Origin of the sequence: Micromonospora sp. WMMC415, assembly GCF_009707425.1 — a bacterium.
Taxonomy (GTDB): domain Bacteria; phylum Actinomycetota; class Actinomycetes; order Mycobacteriales; family Micromonosporaceae; genus Micromonospora.
Genome location: NZ_CP046104.1, coordinates 5050769 through 5073991 on the forward strand (window position 1 = coordinate 5050769; position 23223 = coordinate 5073991).

Here is a 23223-nt window from a genome sequence, read left to right on the forward strand (position 1 = left end):
GGCAGCGGCCACGGTAGGGGAACCCCGACGCCGCCCGAAGGAGTCCCGAGGTGGAACCCATCCTGCTCGACCGACCCCGGCCGCCGTCGATCCCGCCACCGCTGGACTGGCTGACGCTGGCCGACGCGTTCGAGGCGGCCTGCCTTCTGCGCTGCGTGACCCCGCCGACGGTGGCCGGGCCCCGGCGGACCACCCCCGCGTACCGGCCCGGGATCGTCGAGTTCAACCGCGAGGACGCCGCCCTGCGGATGCGTCAGCTACTCGACCGGCTCGACGTGCCCGTGACGCACGAACGTTCCGTGGGCGGTCTGCGCCGCCGCTTCGAACTGCACCGGCTGACCGTGCCGGTGGCCCGGCGGCACGCGTACGCGACCGCGTTGGAGACCGGCTGGCGGCAGGGACGGCGGGAGCTGCTCGGCGGGCCGGTGCCCGGCGCGTCGGCCGCCCGGCGCGTGTGGCGGCCCCGCCTCGCGGCGGCGGCCTGGCGTGCCGCGCTGCTGGCCGGCGGTCGGCACGTACGCCGGCACATCCTCGGGGTCCGGCTCACCGACCGGGAACTGGCCGCGGTGCTCGTCCGGGGCGCCGCCCTGCTGGAGGTCCCGGCCCTGCTGCGTCCCGGGACCGGCTGCTTCCTGGTCAGCGTCGCGCACGGCCCGGACCGGGAGCGCATCCTGGAGGCCGCCGAGTTGGGCGCCCCCCGCGAGGCGGACTGACGGGCCGCATCTGGGCGAACCGGGCGGGCCAGCTTGCGGTCGACCGCCCCGACGGCGCACAGTGCAGCCCGTGAACGCACGTGCCCGCCGAGCCACCGCGGCGCTGCTGGCCCTGGCGCTGGCGGCCGTGCTGCCCGGGTGCCGGGACGACGCCGCCCCGCCGCTGCAGATCCGCATCGCCACCGGCAGCCCCACCGCCGTGTACCACGCCTTCGGGCAGTCGCTGGCCACCATCCTGAACCGGGAGCTGCCGAACGTCCACGCCAGCGTGGTGGTGACCCCGGCGTCGGCGGAGAACGTCCGGCGGGTCGGCGCCGGCTCGGCCGAGCTGGGCTTCACCCAGGCCGACGTACTGCCCGCCGCCCCGGGGGCCGACCCGTCGGTGGCCGCGGTCGCCCGGGTGTACGACGACCTGCTGCACCTCGTCACCAACGCCGCCGGCGGGATCCGCACGCTCGCCGACCTGCGCGGCCGGCGGGTGTCGGTGGGCGCGCCGGGCTCCGGCACCGAGATCACCGCGTCCCGGCTGCTCGACGTCGCACGGCTGGGCGGCGAGGGCGTACGCCGGGAGCGGCTCGGCCTGGACGACTCGGTCGCTGCGCTGCGTGCGGGTCAGATCGACGCGTTCTTCTTCTCCGGCGGCCTCCCGGTGCGGGGGGTGGCGGAACTGGCCCGCGACCGGCACGTCCGGATCGTCGACCTCGGTGGGTGGACCGAGCCGCTGCGCGCCCGCCACCCCGGCGTCTACGTCTCCCGGGACGTCCCGCGCTCGGTGTACGGGGTGGAGCCGATCACCACCGTCGCCAATCCCAACTTCCTGATCGTCCGCGCGGACCTGCCGGAGTGGCTGGTCCGCGAGGTGACCCGGCTGCTGATGGAACGGCGGGAGGAACTGGCCGCGGCCCACCCGGCGGCCGGCCGGATGAGCCCCCGCTCGGCCATCACCACCACCCCCCTGCGGCTGCACCCGGGGGCCGCCGCCTGGTACCGCGCCGCGAAACCGTAAGGAAGGGTCCCCTCTTAACGCCTGGCGTAGTAGAAGGGTCCCTTCCTAACGTCCGTCGCTGGGGGCGGGTGGGGCGTCGCCGGCGTCGGGCGGCGCCGGGAACCACAGCGTGGCGCTGAGGCCGCGCGGCGAGTTCGGGCGCATGGTGAGCCGCCCGTCGGAGGCGTCCACGAGGACCGCGACGATGGTCAGGCCGAGCCCGGCGCCGTCGATGTTCTGGACCTCCGGCGCCCGCCAGAACCGCTCGGTCGCCTGGTCGAGCTGGCTCGCCGTCATACCCGGGCCGGTGTCGCGTACCTCCAGGCTCGTCCCGCCGTCGCCGTGCCGGACCGCCACCGTGACCTCGCCCCCGGCGCCGCTGAACTTCACCGCGTTGTCGATGAGCGCGTCCAGCGCCTGGTCGACGGCGGTCGGCACGGTACGGGCGTACGCCGGGGCGTCGCCCACGGCGAGGCGCAGCGTGACCGACCGCCGGCGGGCGAGCGGATCCCACGCCGCGACCCGGCTGGCGGCGATCGCCGCCGCGTCGACGGTGACCCGCAGGTTCTCGGTGCGCTCCGCCCGGGCCAGGGTGAGCAGGGCGTCCAGGACGAGGGCCAGCCGGTCGGTCTCCTCCAGCGCGAGCCGGTGCTCGGTGCGGCCGTCCGGATCCGTGAGGGTGGTTCCCAGCTCCTCCACCCGCAGCCGCAGCGCGGTCAGCGGGTTGCGGAGCTGGTGGCTGGCGTGCGCCACGAACGCCCGTTGCCGGTCCATCACGTCCGAGACCGCGTCGGCCATGTTGTTGAAGCTCGCCGCCAGCCGGCGCAGCTCCGGCGGCCCGAGCCGGTGCTGCACCCGGGCGTTCCGGTCCCCCTCGGCGATCTCGTGGGTCACCACGTCCAGCTCGGTGACCGGGCGCAAAACCCACCCGGCCAGCCCGAACGCGGTCAGCACGCAGGCCAGCACGGCGAGCAGGCCCGCGGCGGTGAGCACCAGCCACCAGGTGGTGACGGTCCGCCGGACCGTGGCGGCGGAGGTCGTGGTGACCACCGCGCCGAGCACCTCACCGCCGTCGTTGATCGGTACCGCGACCACGATCGGCCCGTCCAACCACGGCCACACCGACTCGGGTCCGCTGGCCTGCTGGCCGGAGAGCGCCACGTCGAGGGCGGCCCGGGTGCCGGGCGCGGGGCGCCAGCTCGCCGACGCCACGACGGTACGCCGGTCGCGGTCCACCACGGCGGCGCCGATGCCGTACAGATCGTCGTAGCTGTCCAGCTCGTTGTTCAGCGGGCCGGGGACGCCGCCGCGCAGCGCCGGCCCGGCCAGCGAGGCGAAGCGGGTGGCGTCGGCGAGCCGGTCCGCACGGACCCGCTCGGTCTCCCGGCTGGCCAGGGTGGCCGCCAGCGGCGTCTCCAGGGCGATCAGGACCAGCACCATCAGCAGCAGGTAGCTGATCACCAGACGGCGTCGCACCGCGCCTCACTCGCCGCGCAGCCGGTAGCCGACCCCGCGTACGGTCTCCACCAGGCGGGGATCGCCCAGCTTGCCGCGCAGCGAACCCACGTGCACCTCGACGGTGTGCCGGTCGGCCCAGGTGGTGCCCCAGGCGTCCAGCAGGATCCGGTCGCGGGGCACGGCCACGCCCGGCTGCCGGGCCAGGGAGAGCAGCACGTCGAACTCCTTGCGGGTCAGCGCCACCTCCCGGTCGTCGACACGGACCGTCCGGGCCCCCACGTCGATTCGGACCGGCCCCACCTCGATCAGGTTCCGCTCCGGGGCCGCGTGCGCCGCGCGGCGCAGCACCGCCTCGATCCGGGCCTGCAGCTCCACCATCGAGAACGGTTTGACCACGTAGTCGTCGGCGCCGAGGCGCAGCCCGAGCACCCGGTCCCGCTCCTCCCCCCGGGCGGTCACCGCGATGATGCCGAGCTGGCTGCTGCGCCGGCGCAGCTCGCGGCACAGGTCGGTGCCGTCGCCGTCGGGCAGGGTGAGGTCGAGCAGCACCAGGTCGCAGGGGGCGGCGGAGAGCGCGGCGGCGACCGTCGCCGCGTGTTCCACCTCGTAGCCCCGCCGGGTGAGCGCGGCGGAGAGCGCGGCAGCCACCCGGCGGTCGTCCTCGACCAGCAGGATGCGCACCGGCGTACCCCCAATCGTCTCCGTCGCCGACCACGAATGGTGACAGACGGCGGCGCCGAGCGGGAGGGCCGGTCGCGGGCAGCCTTAGGCTGCCGGTGTGATCTACAAGCTGCTGGCCACCACGGAATGGGACGACGCGCTCGCCGCCGGGCATTTCACCGGCACCGCGCTGGACCATCAGGACGGCTTCGTCCACCTGTCCGGGCCGGACCAGGTGGTCGAGACCGCCCGGCGGCACTTCACCGGCGCCACCGGGCTCACCCTGCTGACGGTCGACCCGGCCCGGCTGGGCGGGCGGCTGCGTTGGGAGCCGTCCCGGGGCGGCACGCTCTTCCCGCACCTGTACGGGCCGCTACCGGTCACCGCGGTGGTGGCCGCGACGGCGCTGCCGGCGGACGTCCCGGTCGCCGACGCGGTGGCGGCGCTGGTCGGCTGAGCCGCTGAGCGGGTGGCTATGCTACGCCAGTCCGTCCGCCCGGATCGTGACGTTCCGGGCGGAGCCGGTGACGGCGTCCCGGACCGCCGCGGCTGGCCGCCCCCGGGCGCTCCCGACGTGGCGCGACGCCGCGCCCCGAGACCGATGCGAGATGACATGACTGACACCAACGACCGGCCGCCGGTCTTCGTCCACCCCAGTGCCGACGTGGAGGCCGGCGCCCAGGTGGGTGACGGCACGAAGGTCTGGCACCTGGCCCACGTCCGATCCACCGCCCAGGTGGGCGCGGGCTGCGTCATCGGCCGCAACGTGTACGTCGACGCCGGGGTGACGGTCGGCGACCTGGTGAAGATTCAGAACAATGTCTCGGTGTACCAGGGTGTGACCCTCGAGGACGAGGTCTTCGTCGGCCCGTGCGCGGTCTTCACCAACGACTTCCGGCCCCGCGCGCAGAACCCGGACTGGACCATCACCCCGACCCTGGTCCGCCGGGGCGCCTCCATCGGCGCCAACGCCACCCTCGTCTGCGGCATCGAGGTCGGCGAGTACGCCATGATCGCCGCCGGGTCCGTGGTGACCAAGGACGTCAAGCCGTACCAGCTGGTGGCCGGGAACCCGGCCCGCCCGAGGGGCTGGGTCAACGAGAAGGGCGAGGTGGTCTCCCGCGACGTGGACAACCCGCCGGCGCAGCACTGACGGACGCGACGACGGCCGGCCTTGCCGAAGGCTGAGCACGCGGACGACGACGGCCCCGACCGTTTCGGTCGGGGCCCGTCCTGTCGGGCGGTCGGGTTCAGTAGAAGTTCTCGTAGAGGCCTTGGAGGAACACCGCCTGGCCCACCGAGAGCGCGACCAGGCCGGCGACGACCCCACCGGCCCACCGCCGGGGCAGGTTCCGGGTCCACGCGTCGACCACCAGCCCTGCCGAGGCCGCGACCAGCGGGTAGAGGAAGGCCCAGGTCCGCTCCACCTCACCCGGACGCAGCTTGGTCAGTTCCGACGGCAGCGACGCCCAGACGAGCATGACGACAACCAGCACGAGCACCAGCACCGGCCGGCGGGAGCCGGGCACCTTCACGACGAGGCCGGCGATTCCCAGCACGGCCAGCGGAAGACCCGCGTAGATCAGCCAGGCCGCCGGGCTCGCCACGATCCAGTACGGGTCGTAGGGCCGGGCGGCCTGTGGTGACGCCTGGTAGGAGGCGAAGACGTCGAAGCCGAGCGTGAGCCACGCCAGGGCCAGCACGGCGACGCCACCGGCCGCGGCCGCGCCCAGCAGCCGCGCTCCGGTGCGCAGCCCGGTCTGGATCAGCACCGCCAGCGTCGCCGCGATGACGATGAACGAGGTGGCGAACGTCATCAGGGTGCCCACCCCGAGCACCGCACCGGCCGTGGCGGCGACCGGCGCGGACCGCCGGTGGATCGCGAGGACGAACAGGGCCGCACTCATCGTCATCACCGTCGCGAAAACGGTGTCCAGGTTGGTGTAGGACAGCATGAGCGGTCCCGGCGCCGCGGCGAAGAGCACCGCCCCGATCCGGCCGGCCCGCTCCCCGCCCAGGGTCCGGCCGATCAGCCAGGCCGACACGGCCGCGGCGAAGGCGACCACCGCGATCGCGACGGCGATCCGCAGGGGGTGGGACGCACCGACGACCCGGAAGAGCAGGTACAGGAAGACCAGCACCCCGGGGGGATGCGTCCAGGAGTTGTAGGAGTCGAACTCCGGGCCGAGGTCTGGGTGTTGCTCGATGAAGCCGCGCACTCCGAGCTCGTACACGAAGTGCAGGTCGGAGGTGTAGTACGCCACCCGGTCCGGCTCGGTGCTCAGTCCCCGGGTGAGGTGGCGCCATTCGCCCCGGACCAGGGCGATCGTGGCCGCCGTCGTCACCCCGGACACGACGACGAGGGCGAGTGCCGACCATCTCGGCATCCGTAGTCGAGTGGTGATCAACCAGGCGACGGCGGCCAGGACCACGCCGGCCGGTATCACGGTCAGGGCCAGCTCGTCCCACACCGGGATGAAGACGCCGTAGATCGGGGGCCGCTTGAAGGCGCCGAACTGGATCGGCGGCCGGTGGTGGCTGAACCACCAGAAGCCGTACAGGGCGGCGGCGGTGGCGGCCATCGCGACGACCGGCCAGATCCCCCAGCGCAGCGCCGGCGGGTCCGAATGGTCCGCCGCCGGCGCTTCCCGGCCCTCCGCCGGTGGCGGCTGGTCGGCGTCGACGGCCGGACCCGGGGCTTCGGCGCTTCGGCCCTCCCGGCCGAATTCTTCGATCACCTCACATCCCCTCATCGGTCGGAGGATCGGGCCGTGCAGCGGCGGCGGCACGGGTGGCCCTGCCTCGACACTGTAGAGGATGCCGCCCTGACCCGGGGGGACGTCACATCCACAGTAGAGGGCCCCGACCGTGGCCGGTCGGGGCCCTCCAAGGCGGAGCGGGATCAGCCGCCGATGACGACGCGGCGCACGTCTGCCCAGCGGGCCGGGTCGGTGACGCGGCGACCGTCCACCAGCACGCGCACCGACGGCAGGTCGCTCGCGGCCAGGGTCCGGTACTCCGCGTGGTCGGCCTGGATCAACGCGGCCGTGACCTCCTGGCCCTCGTACGGCGGCAGGCCGTGCGCGGCGAGCTCCTCGGAGCTGTACATCGGGTCCGACACGTACGGCCTGGCACCCCGGGCGCGCAGCGCCTCGACGGTCGGGAAGACGCCGGAGAACGCCGTCTCCTTGACCCCGCCCCGGTACGCCGCGCCCAGCACCAGGACACCCACGTCGGTCAGGTCGCCGTACGCCGCGGCGAGCAGATCCACCGCGTACTCCGGCATCGCCGCGTTGGCCTCCCGGGCGGAGCGGACCACCGTGGCGGCCGGGTCGTTCCACAGGTACATCCGCGGGTAGATCGGGATGCAGTGCCCGCCGACGGCGATGCCCGGCGTGTGGATGTGGCTGTACGGCTGCGAGTTGCAGGCCTCGATGACCTTGAGCACGTCCACGCCGACGCTGTCGGCGAACCGCGCGAACTGGTTCGCCAGGCCGATGTTGACGTCCCGGTACGTGGTCTCGGCGAGCTTGGCGAGCTCGGAGGCCTCGGCGGAGCCGAGGTCCCACACGCCGTTCGGGCGGGGCAGGTCGGCGCGCTCGTCGAAGTCGAGCACGGCCTGGTAGAACTCGACGCCGTGCGCGGCCGAGGTCTCGTCGATGCCGCCCACCAGCTTGGGGTAGCGGCGCAGGTCGGCGAAGACCCGGCCGGTGAACACCCGCTCCGGGCTGAAGACCAGGTGGAAGTCCTTGCCGGCGGTCAGGCCGGAGCCCTCCTCCAGCATCGGCGCCCAGCGGGTGCGGGTGGTGCCGACCGGCAGCGTGGTCTCGTAGCTGACCAGCGTGCCCGGCTTGAGGCCCCGCGCGATGGCCCGGGTGGCGTCGTCCATCCAGCCGAAGTCCGGGACGCCCTCGGCGTCCACGAAGAGCGGCACGACCACGACGACGGCCTCGGACTCGGCGACCGCCGTGGCGGTGTCGGTGGTGGCCGACAGCAGACCGGCGGCGACCACCTCCTTGAGTTTGACGTCCAGGTCGGTCTCGCCGGGGAACGGCACCGCACCGTCGTTGACGAGGCTCACGACCCGCTCGGACACGTCGGCACCGATGACCCGGTGCCCCTTCGACGCGAACTGCACGGCCAGCGGCAGCCCGATCTTCCCGAGGGCGACGACGCAGATGTTCATGACTACTACTTTCCTCCTAGTGGAAGCCTGCGCCGCAGGCGGGCCATCAACCGGCGCGGCGTTACGGGTGCTACGGCGATGACGAGCTGGCCCTTGTGGTTGGTGGTGGTGGTCAGGACGTGCAGCCGGGCGCCGCGACGCAGCACCGCCCGCTGGGGCACCGGGCGCCGGGCGCCGCGCAGCGCGGCGACGCCGATGGCGCCGAACGCGTCCACGTGCGTCTGGACGGTGCGCAGCTCACCGCCGGGGCCGGCGCCGTCCAGCAACCGGTCCAACGGAATACGGGCCCGCACGGTCGTGCCCGTGGCGTCCGGGACGACCGAGACGGTCACGCCGGTCACGTCGCCGGCGGCGAGCCGGACGGCCGACGCCAGCTCCGGCAGGTCGTGCCGCGGGCTGCGGGCGGTCACCAGCAGCGCCCGGGACCCCTCGAAGGCGGCCGAGACGGTGTCGAGCCGGGCGACCCAGTCGGCGGCAGTGTCGGTGATCTCGTACCAGGCGTCCGGGATGCGCAGGTGCGGGTCCCGGAAGCCCGGGTAGCCGGCGTACCAGCGCTCGCCGTCGACCACCGCGGGCGGGATGCCCAGTTCGGCGTCCTGCCGGATCACCGCGAGCAGGTGGTCGGTGTCGCCGTACCGGGCGGCGGCCAGGCGGACCCGGGCCTCGATCGGGAGCCGGTCGCGGATGCGGTCGGTGAGGTGCCCCTCGGCGAGGGCCCGGACGCCGGCGACCACCCGGTCCTGGACGTCGCGCTCCAGCCGCAGGAAGTCGTTCTCCAGCAGCTTGGCGATCTCCCAGGTGAAGTGACGCAGCAGCACCGCGTCCCGCTCCGGGCCGGCCTCGACCAGCTTGGCGACGAACGCGACCAGGTCCTCGGCGCAGCGCAGCCGCTCGAGGTGGCGGCTCTTGTAGGTGATGTTGCGAGCGTTGAGCCGGCGGACCGCGAAGTAGTAGTCGTAGTCGGCGAGGACGGAGACGCGGCGGGCCCGGACGCAGGCCTCGATGGTGAACGGCTGGTCGCTGCCGACCGGCATGTCCTCCGGGTAGCGCAGGCCGTACCGCTCGATCAGCTCCCGGCGGAACAGCTTGGTGTTCGACAGGGACCAGGGCAGGGCCGAGTCGAACAGGTCGACGTCGGCGGTGGTCTCCGCGTAGATCGCCTGGTGGATGTAGCGGCTGTTCACGCCGACCAGGCGTCCCAGCACCACGTCGGAGTCCCACCGGTCGGCGGCGGCGACGAGCCGCTCCAGCGCCTCCGGCCCGAGGTAGTCGTCGGAGCCGATGAAGAAGACGTACCGGCCGGTGGCCAGTTCCAGCGCCCGGTTACTCGGCGCGGCCGGGCCGCCGGAGTTGGGCTGGTGCACCACCTTCACGGTGCCCGGGTAGAGGCGGGCGAACCGGTCCAGCTCCCGGCCGCTGCCGTCGGTGGAGCCGTCGTCGACGGCGATGACCTCCAGCCGGTCCCGCCCGATCGTCTGCTCCACGAGGGAGGTCAGGCACCGGGTCAGGTACGGCATCGTGTTGTAGACCGCGGTGACGACCGTGACGTCGGGGGTGCTCACGTGCCGACCCCGAGCGCGGGCCGCGGGTCGCCCGGAGCGGGCTCGCCGGCGCGCCCCGGCGCGGGCGGGCGACCCGGCAGCAGCCGGCGGTAGACCGAGTCCAGCACCTCGGCCTGCGCCTCCCACGTCCAGCTCTGGAGCAGGCCCGGCCGGTCGTACGCGGCCCGGTAGCGCTCCGGGTCGGCCAGCACCGCCGTGACCGCGCGGACGAAGTCGGCCACGTCCTCGGCCCGGAACACCTCGCCCTGGCCGGTGGAGCGGACCGTGCCGGCCATCGTCTTCACGTCGCTGACGATCATCGGCAGCCGGGCGTGCGAGTACTCGAAGAATTTGGTGATCAGCGCGATCTCGTGGTTGGGCCAGTGGTGGATCGGGATGACCCCGGCGTCCGCGCCGGCCAGGAACGGCACCACCTGCCAGTGCGCCACGTACGGCAGGGCGTGCACCCGGTCGGCGACGCCGAGCTTCCGGGCACGGGCCAGCACCCCGGACACGTACGGGCCGTCCGGCTTGTTGACCACCAGCGCGACGTGGACGCCGGGCAGCCGCGGGAGCGCGTCGACCATGATGTCCAGGCCGCGCTGCCGGGCGGCGGCGCCGCTGTAGACCAGCAGCGGCACGTCCGGGCCGACCCCGCAGCGGGCGCGCAGGTCCGGCGCGGCGGCGTCCGGGTCGAGGTCCTCGGAGCCGGCCGCCGGAGCGTTGAGCACGACGTCCGGCGTCTCCGCGAGCCGGTGCTCGCGCTGGAGCAGTTCGGCGAGGCCGTCGGAGACCGTCACCACCGCGTCGGCGTACGGGGCGTACTCCCGCTCGTGCGCCATGTGGGCGGGCAGCCAGCGGGCGTTGTCCTGCCACGGCTTGAGCCCGGGCAGGAACTCGTGCGCGTCCCACACCACCTTGATCTCGCGGCCTCGCGCCCGGGCCCGGATCTTCGCCCGTGCGGCCACACCGAGCATCCGGAAGTCGTTGGCGTGGATCAGGTCCGGCGCCAGCTCGTCGATCACCGGGCCGTACGCCAGCTCGTAGTCCCAGAGGCTCGGCTCCAGCCGCCGCCACGCGCCGTCGCCCTTCACGGACTCCCAGAACAGCGTGTATGCGCGGTCCCACGGGTTGCGGAACTTCCGCCGCGTCCGGGCCTGGGTCAACATCCAGTAGCGGCCGGAGACCCAGGTGGCGGAGAGCTTGGCGAGACCCTGCTCGGCGCGCAGGAGCCGGCGGCGCAGCGTCAGCCGGGGGGTGCCGGGAGCGGCCACGGCGAGCTGGGCGGCCCGGACCTCGAGGTCGGCCCGCCACGCCTTCACGCTCTGCTGACGGTGGGCGGCGACGCCGTTCGGCGGATAGGCCAGCGGCCAGCGCAGCCAGGCCCGCCGGAACTCGTGCCGCCGCCGGGCCAGCGGTGCGGGCATCGACAGCAGCCGCACCTGCGCCCGGCCCAGCTGCCAGGTCCGCTCCTCGGTCACGGGCGAGCGGCCCAGCAGGACGACCTCCCAGCCGGCCTCGGCGGCCGAGCGGGCGGCCTTCTGCACCCGGGAGTCACCGTTCACACCGTTGTCGACCAGCATGACCACCCGCCCGCGCGGCTGCGCGGCAGCGCCGTCCATCGCCATCGTGCCCGTTTCCGCCTCTCCTGCGGACCGCTGTTCGCCTTCGTGGACGGCCCGCACCGAGCGGGACCGTCGGCTCATCACGCCGGAGCCGGCCCGCGAGCCTCCGCGAGTCTACGCGAGGCGCACCCCGAGCTGCCGCCACCTCGCGACCCCGCGACCGGGCGCCCGGCGCCCCTGCCCTGAGCTGCGGTTCGGGCGCCGGGCGCGCGGATCAGCGGGACACGGGCTCCGGCGGCACGAGGGACGTGGTGACCGTCAGGTCGGTGCGTAGGCGGCCCAGCTGCCACCCGATCGAGACGCCGAACACCCCGGCCACCACCACGCGCTCGGTACGGGCGAGGTCGAGCTTGGGCAGCACATCCCGCCAGACGATCTTCCACAGCACGCGGGGACGCACAATCCGGTAACCGGGGTAGAAGACCGACGTGTGGAACCACCGGGCGGCCGAGCTGTGGGTGCGCTCCAACCGGGACACGACCAGCTCCGGCCAGAGCGCCTCGCTCCCCTTCGCCCGCCGCCGGGCCACCGAGATCGCCTTGCCGGGGACGCGGTAGACGGCCAACTGCTCGGCCCGGTACACCGGGCGCCGCCGCTCGCCGGCGTCGATCGGCAGCAGGCGCACCCGCTCGTCAACCTCGGACCGACGCCACTGGAGCGGGTCGTTGGTGATCACATCGACCCGGTAGCCCCGGTCGAGGAGGCGCTGGACGTACTGCCGGACGAGCTTGAACTGCGGGGGGCTGATCGAGACCAGCACGACCCGCGGCGCGCCCGTGTCCAGCGGCAGCGGACCGGGCGGCACGGTCCCACCGGTCGCCTCGGTGGCGTCCGTCGCGGCCACCACGGGCGCCGCCTCCTCGCCCGGTACGGGCACCTCGGCCGCCAGCACCTCGGCCGCCTCGCTCACCTCGGCCGGCGCGTACACCTCCCGCAATCGGGTCGCGACCGCCTCCCGCCCGTACCGCTCGACCAGGGTGGCCCGCGCCGTCGGCAGGTCCAGTTCGTCGATGTGCTTGCGCAGCTCGCGGTAGCCCTCCACGAGCACCGCCGGGTCCTCGCTCACCTCGACCAGGAGGCCGGCCCGCCGGTTGAGCCCGCTCAACGTCTCCTGCGGGCCCTCGCTCGCCGCCACCAGAACCGGCGTGCCACAGGCGACGGCCTCCACCACGGTCATCCCGAACGTCTCGGCCGGGCTGGCGTGCACGAGCAGGTCGTGCGCACGCATCAGGCTGGGAACCTCCACCGGCGACACCGCCGGGCGGAGGTCCACCCGGTCGCCGTACGGGCTCCGCGCGGTCTCCTCGCGGATCCGCTCCACGAGCGGCCCGGCGCCGACCAGCGTCAGCGTGGCCGCCGGCTCCTCGGCCGCCACGGTGAAAAACGCCGACAGCAGCCGGTCGACGCCCTTCTGCTCGCTCAGCCGGCCCACGTACAGCCACCGCAGCAGGTCCCGCGGCGGCTCGGTGCGCGGCGCGAAGTCGGCGAAGTCGATGGCGTTGGGAACGACGCGCAGCTTGTGCTCGTGGTGCGGGAACTCGTCCCGGACCTGGTCGTACAGGTACCGGCTGACGCACAGGAACACGTCGGCCCGGTGCAGCGCCTCCTCGTAGAGCCGGCGGGCGGCGGGCTGCTTGAAGATCGGCCGCAGGAAGCTGGCGTGCTCGGTGATCACCACCCGGGCGTCGGGCCGGGCCAGCCGCTGGGCGACCACGCCGCCGTAGATGCCGGTGTGGCCGTGCACGATCGGGGCCTCGATCTGGCCCGTCGGCAGGGTACGGCGCATCGCCTCGACGTGCCCGAGGGCCCAGGCGGCGTAGTCACGCCGGGACGAGATGGGCACCGGGACCCGGGTGACCTCCCCCGCCGGCGTGTCCCGCACCAGCGGGCCGACCCGTCCGGCCAGGCGCGCGGCGGCGAGGGAGATCGCCTCGACGTCCGGGGCGTCGTACCGGTACGGCCAGTCCTCGGTGTGCAGGACGGACACCCGCGGATGCTCCGCCCGGACCGCGCCGATGGTGGCTTCCACGAACGCACCGGCCAGCGGGTTGTTCGCCGACGGGTACCAGGGCGTGACGACCGCCAGGTCGGCCGGGGCGGGCCGGCGACCCGGCTCGGGCACCGGCTCGAAGGTGACGGCGAGGCCGGCCCACCGCCGGGCCGCGTCCCAGGCCGCGGGGAAGCCGTACGGGTCGCCGACGACGAGCAGGTCGGCGCCGCGCAGCGGGCCGTTGCGGTCGCGCAGCAGCCGCCGGGCGGTCCGGGAGGTGGCCCGCGGGTCACCGCTCTCCACTCGGTGCAGCGCAACGCCCGCCGGCAGGTCGACGTGACTCCATTCAGGCATGTCGGGCACGACGAGCGCGACGCGCGCGCCGTCGGCGGTCAGCCGGGCCGCGTGCTGCTCGGCCGCCCGGACCCGGTGCGGGCCGAGGGCGAGGTAGACGACCTGACGGGGTTCGGTACTCAACGGGACTCCTCGACCAGCGCGCGCATCCGGGCCTCCCACGGCTGCAGCGTCGCGCTCCTCGTGTACATGTCGGCATGCTGTTGGGCGGCAGCGTGCCGGGACGGGTCCTGCTCCCGGGCGGCCTTGGCGGCGGCGACGAACGACTCGGCCACGGAGTCTGCGTCCAACCGTTCGCCGGCGAACCACAGCGGGTAGCCCTGCAGCACCTCGGCGGCGGCGATGTCCGGCCGGTGCACCGATACGACCGGCTTGCCGGAGGCCATGTACTCGAAGACCTTGCCAGATGTGACGTACCTGGCGCCGGGCACGCAGAAGACCAGCACGTCGGTCTCCGCGTACACCTGCGCCACGTCGGCCTTGCCGAACGAGCCCCGGTATCGGACCCCGACGTCCTCGTGCTGGAGCAGCTGCTCCCGCAACGTTTCGGCGGTCTGGGCGAAGAAGCCGAGGTGGCCGTGGACGTGCAGCTCGGCGTCGGCCATGACCGGGTCGGTCCGGGCCTTGCGCCAGCCCTCGAACAGCACGCCGAGCGGCAGGTACGGGGTCACCGTGCCGAGGTAGCCGAAGCGCAGCGGGCGGTCCGGGGCGGGCGGCTGGAACGCGGGTCTGCCGACGAACTCCGGCTCCCAGCCGTTCGGCACGACAGTCATCCGGTCGGCGGCGAAGGGGTAGCGCTCGGCGTACCACTGGCGCATGCCGTCGTTGACGTACACGATCTCGGCGGCGTCCCGCAGCACGCGCGCCTCCCAGGTGGCCGTACGCGTGCCCGGGCCGAACCGGACCTCCTCGGTGAACTGGTTGAAGGTCCAGGCGTCCCGGTAGTCGACCACGTACGGCACCCGCCAGGAGCGACCCAGGAACCAGGCGGCGGCGAACGATACGAACGGGTTGCCCGTGGCGACGACCAGGTCGAAACGGTTCCGGGCGTGCAGCGCGAAGGCGCGCTTGAGCAGGCCCGGAATCCAGCCGATGTAGTGCTCCGGCAGGAACAGGCTCTGCATCCGCCGGTAGAACCGGTCGGCTACCACGGGCACGGCCTTGCGGAGCCGGCTGAACCGGCGGACGTCGGTCTCCCAGTGGTACGTGTTCATCGGCGGCCGCTCGACGCGTACCCGCGGGTCGACGGTCGCCTCCAGCGTCTCGTCGCTGCCGCCCTCCAGGTAGTAGCTGAAGAACTCCCGGGGGGCGGTGATCACTGTCACATCCCAGCCGGCCTCCGCGTAGTGGTTGGCCGTCGCCCGGGCGCGGAAGACACCGCTGGCCCGGCTCGGCGGAAAGAAGAAGGCCAGGTAGAGCAGGCGGGGACGCCGGCCGGCGGGGCCGGCGGGCTGCACATCTCGTCGCATCGCGCTTTCTTCGCTCGGTGTCGTGGCCACGGCGGGGCACCGGGGCCTTGGGTCGGGCGGCGCTCAGGCCGAGGGCCTGCTCCCCATCTCGACATGGTGCCCTACGGCCGCCGCGTCGGCCGGGGCGGCGGTGTCGCCGGCTGCGGCGGGCAGCAGCCGGGCGTAGAGCTCGTCGAGGATCTCCGCCTGCGCCTCCCAGGTCCACGAGGACAGCAGCCCGGGCCGCTGATATGCCGCCCGGTAGCGCCCCGGGTCGGCCAGCACCAGCCGGACCGCCCGGGCGTAGTCGTCCACGTCCTCCGCCCGGAACACCTCGCCCTGCCCCGTCGACCGTACCGTCGCCGCCATTGTCCGCACGTCGCTGACGACCATGGGGAGGCGCGCGTGCGAATACTCGAAGAACTTTGTGATCAGCGCGATCTCGTGGTTGGGCCAGTGGTGGATGGGGATCACCCCGACGTCGGCCGCGGCCAGGAACGGCACGACCTGCCAGTGCGCCACGTACGGCAGCACGTGCACCCGGTTCGCCACGCCGAGCTCGGCAGCCCGGGCGACGAGTCCCTGGACGTACGGACCCGTGGGCCGGTTGACCACGAACACGGCGTGCGCGCCGTCCAGCAGGGGCAGCGCCTCGACCATCGTTCCCAGGCCCCGCTGTTCGGCGGCGGCTCCGCTGTAGACCAGCAGCGGCACCTCCGGCGGCACCCCGCAGAGCGCCCGCACGTCCGGCCCCGGCGCGTCGTCGCTCGCCGCCGGCTCCGGGTACGCCTCCGGCGCGTTCAGCACGACGGTCGGCAGCTCGGGCAGGCCGTGGGTGTCACGCAGCAGCTCGGCCAGCGAGTCCGACACGGTCAGCACCGCGTCGGCGCAGGGCGCGTACTCCCGCTCGTGGGCCGCGTGCGCCGGGAGCCAGCGGGCGTTGTGCGCCACCGGCCGGACGCCGGGCAGGAACTCGTGGGCGTCCCAGACGAGCTTGATCTCACGCTGCCGCGCCCGGGCCCGGATCTTGGCGCGCGCCCCGACCCCGAGCATCCGGAAGTCGTTGGCGTGGATGAGGTCCGGCGCCAGCCGGTCGACCACCGGCCCGAACGCCAGTTCCCAGTCCCACAGGCCGGGCGCCAGGCGCCGCCACGCGCGGTCGCCCATCAGTCGCTGCCAGAACGCCGTGTACGCCCGGTCCCAGGGGCCGTGCAACGTCCGCGGTGCGCGTTTCCGCTGGGCGGCGCGGAAGTCGACCCAGCGTTCAAGCAGACCGGCGGCGAACTCCTCGGCACGCAGCCGGGTCGTGGAGCCGGACCCGGCCGCGCGCAGGCCCAGATCGGTCCGCCAGGCCCGCACCCACTGCTTCCTGTGGGCGGCCAGACCGCCCGGCGGGTACGCAAGGGGCGCGCGAAGCCAACGGCGGCGGTACTCGTGCCGGTGCTTGGCGAGGGTGGCCGGGACGGGCAGCAGCCGGACCTCGGCGTCACCGAGCCGCCAGGTCTCGGACAGGCCGGACGGGGAGCGGCCGAGGAGGATCACCTCCCAACCGGCGGCGGCGGCGGACCGGGCCGTCTTCTGGACCCGGGAGTCACCTCTGACACCGTTGTCCACGAGCATCACGATCCGCCCGCGCCGGGCACCTGTGGACATCATCCGGCCCGCGTCCCTTTCGTCATCGTCGTCCCCACCCGGGGCCTGGCGAGTCTACGGTAGCCACCATCTCCGGCTGGCTAGACTCCGTCTGTAAGGTGACCGCAGCCGAAGATCGACGCCGGCCCCTCCACCGGCGACCGAACGCGCGGCACGACACCGGCCGCGCCGGCCCCCGGAGACTTGGAGTACCGCCACGTGAAGGTCCTCAGCGTCGTCGGTGCCCGACCTCAACTGGTCAAGCTCGCACCGATCGCCCGCGCGTTCGCGGGCACGGAGCACCGACACGTCATCGTGCACACCGGCCAGCACTACGACGTCGACCTGTCCGATGTCTTCTTCACCGGCCTCGGCATCCCCGCGCCCGACGTGCACCTGGGCATCGGCTCAGGCAGCCACGGGGTGCAGACCGGGCACGCTCTCGCCGCCCTCGACCCGGTGCTGGCCGCCGAGCGGCCGGACTGGGTGCTGGTGTACGGCGACACCAACTCGACGCTGGCCGGCGCCCTGTCCGCGGTCAAGCAGCACCTGCGGGTGGCTCATCTGGAGGCGGGCCTACGCTCGTTCAACCGGCGGATGCCCGAGGAGCACAACCGGGTGCTCACTGACCACGCGGCCGACCTGCTGCTCGCGCCGACCGAGGAGGCCCTGCGGCACCTCGCCGCCGAGGGCCTGGCGAGCCGCTCGGTGCTGGTCGGCGACGTGATGGTCGACGTCTGCCTCGCCGTGCGGGACACCGTCCTCGCCGGCGGCCGACCCGCCCCCGCCCTTCCGGAGGGGATCGATCCGGCCGAGCCGTACCTGGTCGCCACCCTTCACCGGGCGGAGAACACCGACGACCCGGACCGGCTGGCCGCCCTGGTCGACGCGCTGGCCGGCCTGCCGGTGCCGGTGGCGCTGCTGGCCCACCCGCGCCTGTCCGCCCGTGCCGACGAGTACGGCGTCAAGCTCGAGCGCGGCGCGCTCCGGCCCGGCCGTCCCCTGCCGTACGCCGGCATGGTGGCGGCGGTGCTCGGTTCGGTGGGCGTGCTCACCGACTCCGGCGGCCTACAGAAGGAGGCGTTCCTGCTGGGCCGCCCGTGCACCACGCTCCGGCCGGAGACCGAGTGGCCGGAGACCCTCGACGGAGACTGGAACCGCCTCGCCCCGGACCCGCACCTGATGGGCACGGCGGCCTGGACCGCGGCGGCCACCCGACCGGCGCCGGACGCCGCCCGCGGCGAGCCCTTCGGGGACGGGCGGGCCGCCCGCCGGGTGGTGAACGTCCTGGCCGACGCCCTCGCCTGATCCCCCGCACCGCCCCTCACCCGCAGGAAGAGATCGTCGAACGCCACCATGCCGAGCAGATTGTCCCCCCTCGCCACCCTGGCCCGGGCCGCCCGCCCGCGGCCCCGCCGGGGCGCCCGCCCGCACGTCATCTACCTGGCCATCGGCTTCCCGCCCGCAGCCAAGAGCTCCGCTTACCGGATGCGGGAGACCGCCAACCAGTTCGCCGCACGCGGCTGGGACGTCACAGTGGTCACCATCGCCGACGAGTCGTGGGAACGCGAGTACGGCGTCGACCACACCCTCTCCGAGGGCGTCGACCCGCGCATCGTCGTCGAGCGGCTGCCGCTCGCCCGGGCCGACCTGGAGACCGACGTCCGCGCGTACTCCGAGGCCCGCTCCCTGCACCCGCAGCAGTGGATCGAGCAGCAGCGCCGGCAGGAGTTGCAGGTCTTCCCGGAGCCGGTCTTCGGCGGCTGGCGGCCGGAGCTGGAGAAGGCGCTGCTGCGCATCCACCGCGAGCACGCCGCCGACCTGCTGATGACCACCTGCGCCCCGTACGTCAACCTGGCGGCCACCTGGCGGCTGTGGGAGGAGTACCGGGTGCCGTACGTGGTGGACTTCCGCGACGGCTGGTCGGTGGACGTGATCGGCGGCCGGGCGGCCTTCGCCGAGACCTCACCGGCCGGTCGTTGGGAGTCGAAGGTGCTGGCCGAGGCCCGGGCGGTCTGGTGCGTCAACGAGCCGATCGCCGACTTCTACCGTGAGCGGTACCCGGCCCTGCGGGGCCGCGTACGCGTCGTGCGCAACGGCTACGACGAGGACTGCGTCCCGGCGACCACGCACCGCGCCGACCCGGCCGCGGGGCTGACCTTCGGCTACCTCGGTTCGATCAACTTCGCGCCCGCCCTGCTCGACTCCGTGCTCACCGGATGGCGGCTGGCCCGCCGGGAGGATCCGCTGCTCACCCGCAGCCGGTTCGAGGTGCGCGGGCACATCGGCGCGGGCGCGCTGCGCGAGGCGAACGCGCACATGGAGCTGCTGCGGGCCGCCGAGGGCGACGGCGTCGAGTTCGGCGGGCCGCTGCCGAAGGCGGAGGTCGCCGCCGCGTACGGCCGGTGGGACGCGCTGGTGCTGATGCTGGTGGGCGGCCGCTTCGTGACCTCCGGCAAGGTGTACGAGTACGCCGCGAGTGGCCTGCCCGTGCTCTCGGCGCACGAGGTCGACCACGACGCGGCGCGGGTGCTCGCCGGGCACCCACTGTGGACCGGTGCGGTCGGCCTGGACCCGCGCCGCCTCGCGGACTCGTTCATCACGGCGGCACGACTGGCCGTCGAGGCCACCGACGACCAGCGTTCCGCGGCCCGGGCGCACGCCCTCCGGTTCACCCGCGGGGCGCAGCTCGCCCCGGCCGTCGCGGAGGCGACCGCGCTGGTGACCGGCGCACCGGCGCGCGACACCGACGGCGTTCCCAGCGAAGGCGGACAGGCATGACGAAGGTGCTCATCGTGGTCGGTGAACGGCCGCAGCAGGTGTCGGTGCTGCGCGAGGCGCTGCGCCGGTTCCGTGACCAGGGTGCCTCGATCAGCGTCGTCGGGGACGTCGACGCCGAGAACCTGGGACTGGATCCGGCCGTCGCCGAGGTCCGTACGCTGCCGGCCGAGCCGGTGGACCCGAAGCTCCGCCGGGCACTGGCCCGGACCCCGCAGCCGTCCCGCGCCCTGTGGCTGCGGGCCTGGGCGGATCCCTGGGTGCGCCGCCGCACCCGGACGGCCGACGTGCTGGTCGCGCTCGACCCGACCGCCGTCCACACGGTGTGGGAGATGGCTCAGCGGCAGCCCAGGGCCGACGCCTGCAACGGGATCGGAGCGGCGGGCCGCATCGTCCGGGCCCGGCACGAGGGCACCCACCGGGTGACCCGGCGTCCGGCGGAGCAGCTGTCCGCCCGCGCCGGCATCGCGGTGCGCGGTGCGCGGCGGGCGGCCGTGACCGGAGCCCGAGAGTCGCTGGAGGCCGCGATGGCCCCGGCGGTGCTCCGCAGCCGGGTGGGCGGGCGGTTCTGGCGCTCGGCCGTGGCCGCGCCCGGGCTGCCGGAGCGGGTCCGCGTGGCCCTCGCGTACCGGGTGCACCTGCGCTCGGTGCAGGCCGGGCGTCCCGGCCTGGCGGCGGCGACCACCGCCGCGGCCGCGGGCCGGATCGGCGGCCGGAAGAGCCGCGCCGACCTGCTGACCCGGGAGGCCGCCGACGAGCTGGCCCTGGGTCACGTCCCGGTCTGCCTCCCCGAGGCGGTCGCGGCCGAGCTGGCGCTCGCCGACGAGTTCCTCGCCCGGCAGCCGGCCCGCGCGGCGAAGTCGCTGCACAAGGCGCTGCGGCTGCTGTTCCACCGGGTACCGCACTTCGACCAGCTCTCCTCGCCGCTGGCCGAGCGGCCGGCCGAGTTCCTGGCGCCGCTGCGGGCCAGCGCCGCTGCCCGGGCGCTGGCCACTCCGCGCGGCCGCGCGACGGCCGCCGCGCGGCCCCCGGCCGACCGGCCGCTGCGTCTGCTCGTCATGACCAACGGCAACGCCCACTTCCTGCGGGAGATCCGGCAGCGGTACGCGGAGGCGCCCGAGGTGGAACTGCGGTACCTGCACCTGGCCGACGACGAGGTCGCGGCGCCGCTCACGCACAACCCGGGCGGGATCGTCGAGCACCTGGTCACGGGCCGCAGCGAATACGGCAACCGGGTCGAGGAGTGGCTGCGCCCGCACCTCGACTGGGCGGACACGCTCTTCGTCGACTGGTGCGTCGCCGCCGCCGGGATGACCACCCTGGTCGATCCCGGGAACACCCGGATCGTCATGCGGCTGCACAGCTTTGAGGCGTTCAGCTTCTGGCCCCACCTGATCGACTTCTCCCGGGTGGACGACCTGGTGTTCGTCTCCGACCACCTCCGGGACTTCACCCGCCAGGTGGTGCCGGCGCTCACCGGGGAGCAGGCGCCGGCGCTGCACGTCATCCCGAACGCCATGGACCTGCGCAGCTTCGACCGTCCGAAGGACCCGGCGGCCCGTTTCACGCTCGGCCTGATCGGCACCAGCGCGGTCGCGAAGGACCCGCGGTGGACCATCGAGGTGCTCCGCCGGCTGCGGGCGGAGGACGACCGGTACCGGCTGCTGCTGATCGGCGGCGGTCTCGACCCGACGGCGAGCGAGTCCGTCCGCCAGTACCAGCAGGCGCTCTCGGCCGACCTCGCCGAGCTGGAGCCGTCCGGCGCGGTGACCCGCATCGGGCACGTCGACGACGTTCCGGAGGTGCTGCGCGGCGTCGGCGTCATCGTCAGCAGCTCGGTGCGGGAGAGCTTCCACTGCGCGCTGGTCGAGGGGGCGGCCAGCGGCGCGGTCCCGGTCGTCCGGGACTGGCCATTCTTCGCCCGGAGCGCGACCGGCGCCCGGACGCTGTTCCCCGCCGACTGGGTCGTGGAGACCCCGGAGGAGGCGGCGGCCCGGATCCGGGCGGCCACCGCACGTGAGGACGTCTGGCGGGCGGAGGGCGCCTCGGCGGCCGCAACCGCGACCAAGACCTGGGACTGGTCGGTCGTCCGGCACGACTTCGACGAGCTGTTGCTGCCCGGCCACCACGGCTAGGCCAGGGCGTTCACCCGGGGCCCGGCGGCTCAGTGCGCCGGGCCCGCCGTTCCGGGTGCGCCATCGATCGGGGCCGGGTGGGCGCGGTCTGCGCCTCCGGCGGCGTCAGCCGGCGGCCACCGCCGCGCCCGGCCGGTCCGCGGCCGGCGGCGCCAGGTCCGGACGCACCCGGCGGTAGACGCTCTCCAGCACCTCGGCCTGCGCCTCCCAGGTCCAGCCGTCCAGCAGGCCCGGCCGGTCGTACGCGGCCTGGTAGCGGGCCGGGTCGGCCAGGACCGCCCGAACCGCCCGGACGTAGTCCGGGACGTCCTCGGCGCGGAAGACCTCCCCCTGGCCGGTCTCCCGGACGGTGTCGGCCATCGTCCGCACGTCGCTGACGACGATCGGCAGCCGGGCGTGGGAGTACTCGAGGAACTTGGTGATCAGCGCCAGCTCGTGGTTCGGCTTGTGGTGGATCGGGATGACCCCGGCGTCGGCGCCCGCCAGGAAGGCCGGCACCTGCCAGTGCGGCACGTACGGCAGCAGGTGCACCCGGTCGGCCACACCGGTCTCGACGGCCCGGGCGAGCAGCGCCTCCGAGGCGGCGTTGCTGGCGGTCGGGTGCAGCGTGACCAGGGCGACGTGCACCCCGGCCAGGTGCGGCAGGGCGTCGATCATCAGCTCGACACCACGTGACGGGTTCACGCCGCCGCCGTAGACGAGTAGCGGCGTCCCCGGGCCCAGACCGCACCGAGCGCGGACGTCGCCGTCGTCTAGCCCGCCCGGTACCGGACGGGGCGGGGCGTTGAGCACCACGTCGGGCCGGACCGGGAGCCGGTGCGTGCGCTGGAGGAGGTCGGCCAGGGTCGCCGACACGGTGATGACGGCGTCCGCGGCGCCGACGTACTCCTCCACGTGCGCGACCTGGGCGGGCAGCCAGCGGGGGTTGTCGGCGCGACCGAGGACGCCGCCGACGAACTCGTGCGCGTCCCACACGAGCCGGGTGCCGCGGCCGCGCGCCCGGGCCCGCCGGGTCGCCCGGGCGCCGACTCCGATCATGCGGAAGTCGTTGGCGTGGATGATGTCCGGCTCCAGCTCGTCGATCATCGGGCCGAACGCCAGCTCGTAGTCCCACAGACCACGGTCCAAGCGGCGCCAGCTGCGCGGACCCAGTACCGCCTGCCAGAACCGGATCGACGTACGGGTGATGAGGTCGTTCGGATCCTGCTGGCGCAGCCGCAGGCGGTGCAGTTCGCCGCCCCGGAACCGAGCCCACCGGGCGAGCGCCTTGGCGGCGAGCGCGGCCGGGGGCGCGGCGAGGCCGCCGAGACGCTGGGGCAGCGACGCCTCGCCGGAGCGGCGGGCGACCGCGAGGGCCACCCGCCGTTCCTCGATCGCCGCCTGCCAGGCCTTCATCCGCCCGATGCGGTATCCGCCGTGCCGTCCCGGCGGGTACGCCAGCGGCCGCCGCAACGAGCGGTGCAACTGGGTGGGGTGCTGACCGAGCCGACGGGGAACGCGGATCAGCCGGACCCGCGCGTCCCCGATCGACCAGCTCTCCTGCGCGCCCGTGCCGAGGATGCCGAGCAGCACGACGTCCCAGCCCGCCTCGGCGGCCGAACGGGCCGTCTTCTGCACCCGCGAGTCGCCCTGCACCCCGTTGTCGACGAGCATGACGACGCGGCCGCGGGTCGGACGCGGCGCGCTACCAGCTTCCATCTGCTGCCCTGTCTCCTCGA

17 protein-coding genes are annotated in these 23223 nt (G+C 74.4%); 7 read left to right on the plus strand and 10 right to left on the minus strand.

From position 1 onward, the window contains the following. The first annotated feature begins 50 nt into the window (after positions 1–50). Positions 51–713 (plus strand): hypothetical protein, encoded by a 663-nt coding sequence (locus GKC29_RS23825; protein ID WP_155332947.1) that lies wholly within the window; start codon positions 51–53, stop codon positions 711–713. Positions 714–783: 70 nt separating this feature from the next. After that, complete coding sequence (locus GKC29_RS23830) at positions 784–1719, plus strand: TAXI family TRAP transporter solute-binding subunit (RefSeq protein ID WP_196255701.1); 936 nt, start codon at positions 784–786, stop codon at positions 1717–1719. A gap of 45 nt (positions 1720–1764) precedes the next feature. Here the strand turns inward: GKC29_RS23830 and GKC29_RS23835 are convergent, their stop codons facing one another. Together GKC29_RS23835 and GKC29_RS23840 are read right to left on the minus strand one after the other, a co-directional pair. Then, entirely contained in the window at positions 1765–3174 is a 1410-nt protein-coding gene (locus GKC29_RS23835; RefSeq protein ID WP_155332949.1) for an ATP-binding protein, read from the minus strand. Between the two features lie 6 nt (positions 3175–3180). Then, positions 3181–3837 carry a response regulator transcription factor gene (locus GKC29_RS23840; RefSeq protein ID WP_155332950.1) on the minus strand — a complete coding sequence of 219 codons (657 nt, stop codon included), beginning with the start codon at positions 3835–3837 and terminating at the stop codon, positions 3181–3183. 97 nt (positions 3838–3934) lie between these two features. Here GKC29_RS23840 and GKC29_RS23845 point away from each other — a divergent pair, with 97 nt between their 5' ends. Both GKC29_RS23845 and GKC29_RS23850 read left to right on the plus strand, forming a co-directional pair. After that, the gene (locus GKC29_RS23845; protein WP_155332951.1) at positions 3935–4273 is read left to right on the plus strand and encodes a DUF952 domain-containing protein; all 339 of its coding nucleotides are present in this window, start codon (positions 3935–3937) and stop codon (positions 4271–4273) included. A 156-nt stretch (positions 4274–4429) separates the two neighbouring features. After that, positions 4430–4969: an acyltransferase gene (locus GKC29_RS23850; RefSeq protein ID WP_155332952.1), complete on the plus strand. Its 540-nt coding sequence runs from the start codon at positions 4430–4432 to the stop codon at positions 4967–4969. 97 nt (positions 4970–5066) lie between these two features. Here the strand turns inward: GKC29_RS23850 and GKC29_RS23855 are convergent, their stop codons facing one another. The 7 genes from GKC29_RS23855 to GKC29_RS23885 all read right to left on the minus strand — a co-directional run bounded on the left by GKC29_RS23855 (position 5067) and on the right by GKC29_RS23885 (position 16580). After that, the gene (locus tag GKC29_RS23855) at positions 5067–6554 is read right to left on the minus strand and encodes a glycosyltransferase family 39 protein (RefSeq protein WP_196255702.1); all 1488 of its coding nucleotides are present in this window, start codon (positions 6552–6554) and stop codon (positions 5067–5069) included. Positions 6555–6718: 164 nt separating this feature from the next. Continuing rightward, positions 6719–8002 (minus strand): nucleotide sugar dehydrogenase, encoded by a 1284-nt coding sequence (locus GKC29_RS23860; RefSeq protein ID WP_155332954.1) that lies wholly within the window; start codon positions 8000–8002, stop codon positions 6719–6721. A gap of 5 nt (positions 8003–8007) precedes the next feature. Further along, a complete protein-coding gene (locus GKC29_RS23865) occupies positions 8008–9564 on the minus strand; it encodes a glycosyltransferase (protein ID WP_155332955.1) in 1557 nt (518 codons plus the stop codon). Then, on the minus strand, positions 9561–11126 hold the full coding sequence (locus GKC29_RS23870; RefSeq protein WP_155334306.1) for a glycosyltransferase family 4 protein: 1566 nt from the start codon (positions 11124–11126) through the stop codon (positions 9561–9563). The genes GKC29_RS23865 and GKC29_RS23870 overlap by 4 nt, the downstream gene beginning before the upstream one ends. A gap of 256 nt (positions 11127–11382) precedes the next feature. Next, complete coding sequence (locus tag GKC29_RS23875; RefSeq protein ID WP_230688784.1) at positions 11383–13635, minus strand: glycosyltransferase; 2253 nt, start codon at positions 13633–13635, stop codon at positions 11383–11385. Beyond that, a complete protein-coding gene (locus GKC29_RS23880; protein ID WP_155332956.1) occupies positions 13632–14981 on the minus strand; it encodes a glycosyltransferase in 1350 nt (449 codons plus the stop codon). The genes GKC29_RS23875 and GKC29_RS23880 overlap by 4 nt, the downstream gene beginning before the upstream one ends. A 63-nt stretch (positions 14982–15044) precedes the next feature. After that, the gene (locus GKC29_RS23885; protein WP_155334308.1) at positions 15045–16580 is read right to left on the minus strand and encodes a glycosyltransferase family 4 protein; all 1536 of its coding nucleotides are present in this window, start codon (positions 16578–16580) and stop codon (positions 15045–15047) included. A 231-nt stretch (positions 16581–16811) separates the two neighbouring features. Between GKC29_RS23885 and wecB the strand changes: the two genes are divergently transcribed. Genes wecB through GKC29_RS23900 form a run of 3 tightly spaced genes read left to right on the plus strand, consistent with a single transcriptional unit; the run spans position 16812 to position 21505 of the window. Continuing rightward, positions 16812–17900 (plus strand): non-hydrolyzing UDP-N-acetylglucosamine 2-epimerase, encoded by a 1089-nt coding sequence (gene wecB, locus GKC29_RS23890; RefSeq protein ID WP_155332957.1) that lies wholly within the window; start codon positions 16812–16814, stop codon positions 17898–17900. A gap of 48 nt (positions 17901–17948) precedes the next feature. Continuing rightward, positions 17949–19373: a glycosyltransferase gene (locus tag GKC29_RS23895; RefSeq protein WP_155332958.1), complete on the plus strand. Its 1425-nt coding sequence runs from the start codon at positions 17949–17951 to the stop codon at positions 19371–19373. Continuing rightward, a complete protein-coding gene (locus tag GKC29_RS23900) occupies positions 19370–21505 on the plus strand; it encodes a glycosyltransferase (protein WP_155332959.1) in 2136 nt (711 codons plus the stop codon). The genes GKC29_RS23895 and GKC29_RS23900 overlap by 4 nt, the downstream gene beginning before the upstream one ends. A gap of 105 nt (positions 21506–21610) precedes the next feature. Here the strand turns inward: GKC29_RS23900 and GKC29_RS23905 are convergent, their stop codons facing one another. Beyond that, positions 21611–23203 (minus strand): glycosyltransferase family 4 protein, encoded by a 1593-nt coding sequence (locus GKC29_RS23905; protein WP_155332960.1) that lies wholly within the window; start codon positions 23201–23203, stop codon positions 21611–21613. Positions 23204–23223 lie beyond the last annotated feature (20 nt).

Bases quoted from the DNA above. Each gene is read 5' to 3' on its own strand.
- GKC29_RS23895 (WP_155332958.1), top strand. From the start codon at position 17,949: ATGCCGAGCAGATTGTCCCCCCTCGCCACCCTGGCCCGGGCCGCCCGC.
- GKC29_RS23850 (WP_155332952.1), top strand. From the start codon at position 4,430: ATGACTGACACCAACGACCGGCCGCCGGTCTTCGTCCACCCCAGTGCC.
- GKC29_RS23860 (WP_155332954.1), bottom strand. From the start codon at position 8,002: ATGAACATCTGCGTCGTCGCCCTCGGGAAGATCGGGCTGCCGCTGGCC.
- GKC29_RS23905 (WP_155332960.1), bottom strand. From the start codon at position 23,203: ATGGAAGCTGGTAGCGCGCCGCGTCCGACCCGCGGCCGCGTCGTCATG.
- GKC29_RS23880 (WP_155332956.1), bottom strand. From the start codon at position 14,981: ATGCGACGAGATGTGCAGCCCGCCGGCCCCGCCGGCCGGCGTCCCCGC.
- GKC29_RS23885 (WP_155334308.1), bottom strand. From the start codon at position 16,580: ATGCTCGTGGACAACGGTGTCAGAGGTGACTCCCGGGTCCAGAAGACG.
- GKC29_RS23870 (WP_155334306.1), bottom strand. From the start codon at position 11,126: ATGCTGGTCGACAACGGTGTGAACGGTGACTCCCGGGTGCAGAAGGCC.
- GKC29_RS23900 (WP_155332959.1), top strand. From the start codon at position 19,370: ATGACGAAGGTGCTCATCGTGGTCGGTGAACGGCCGCAGCAGGTGTCG.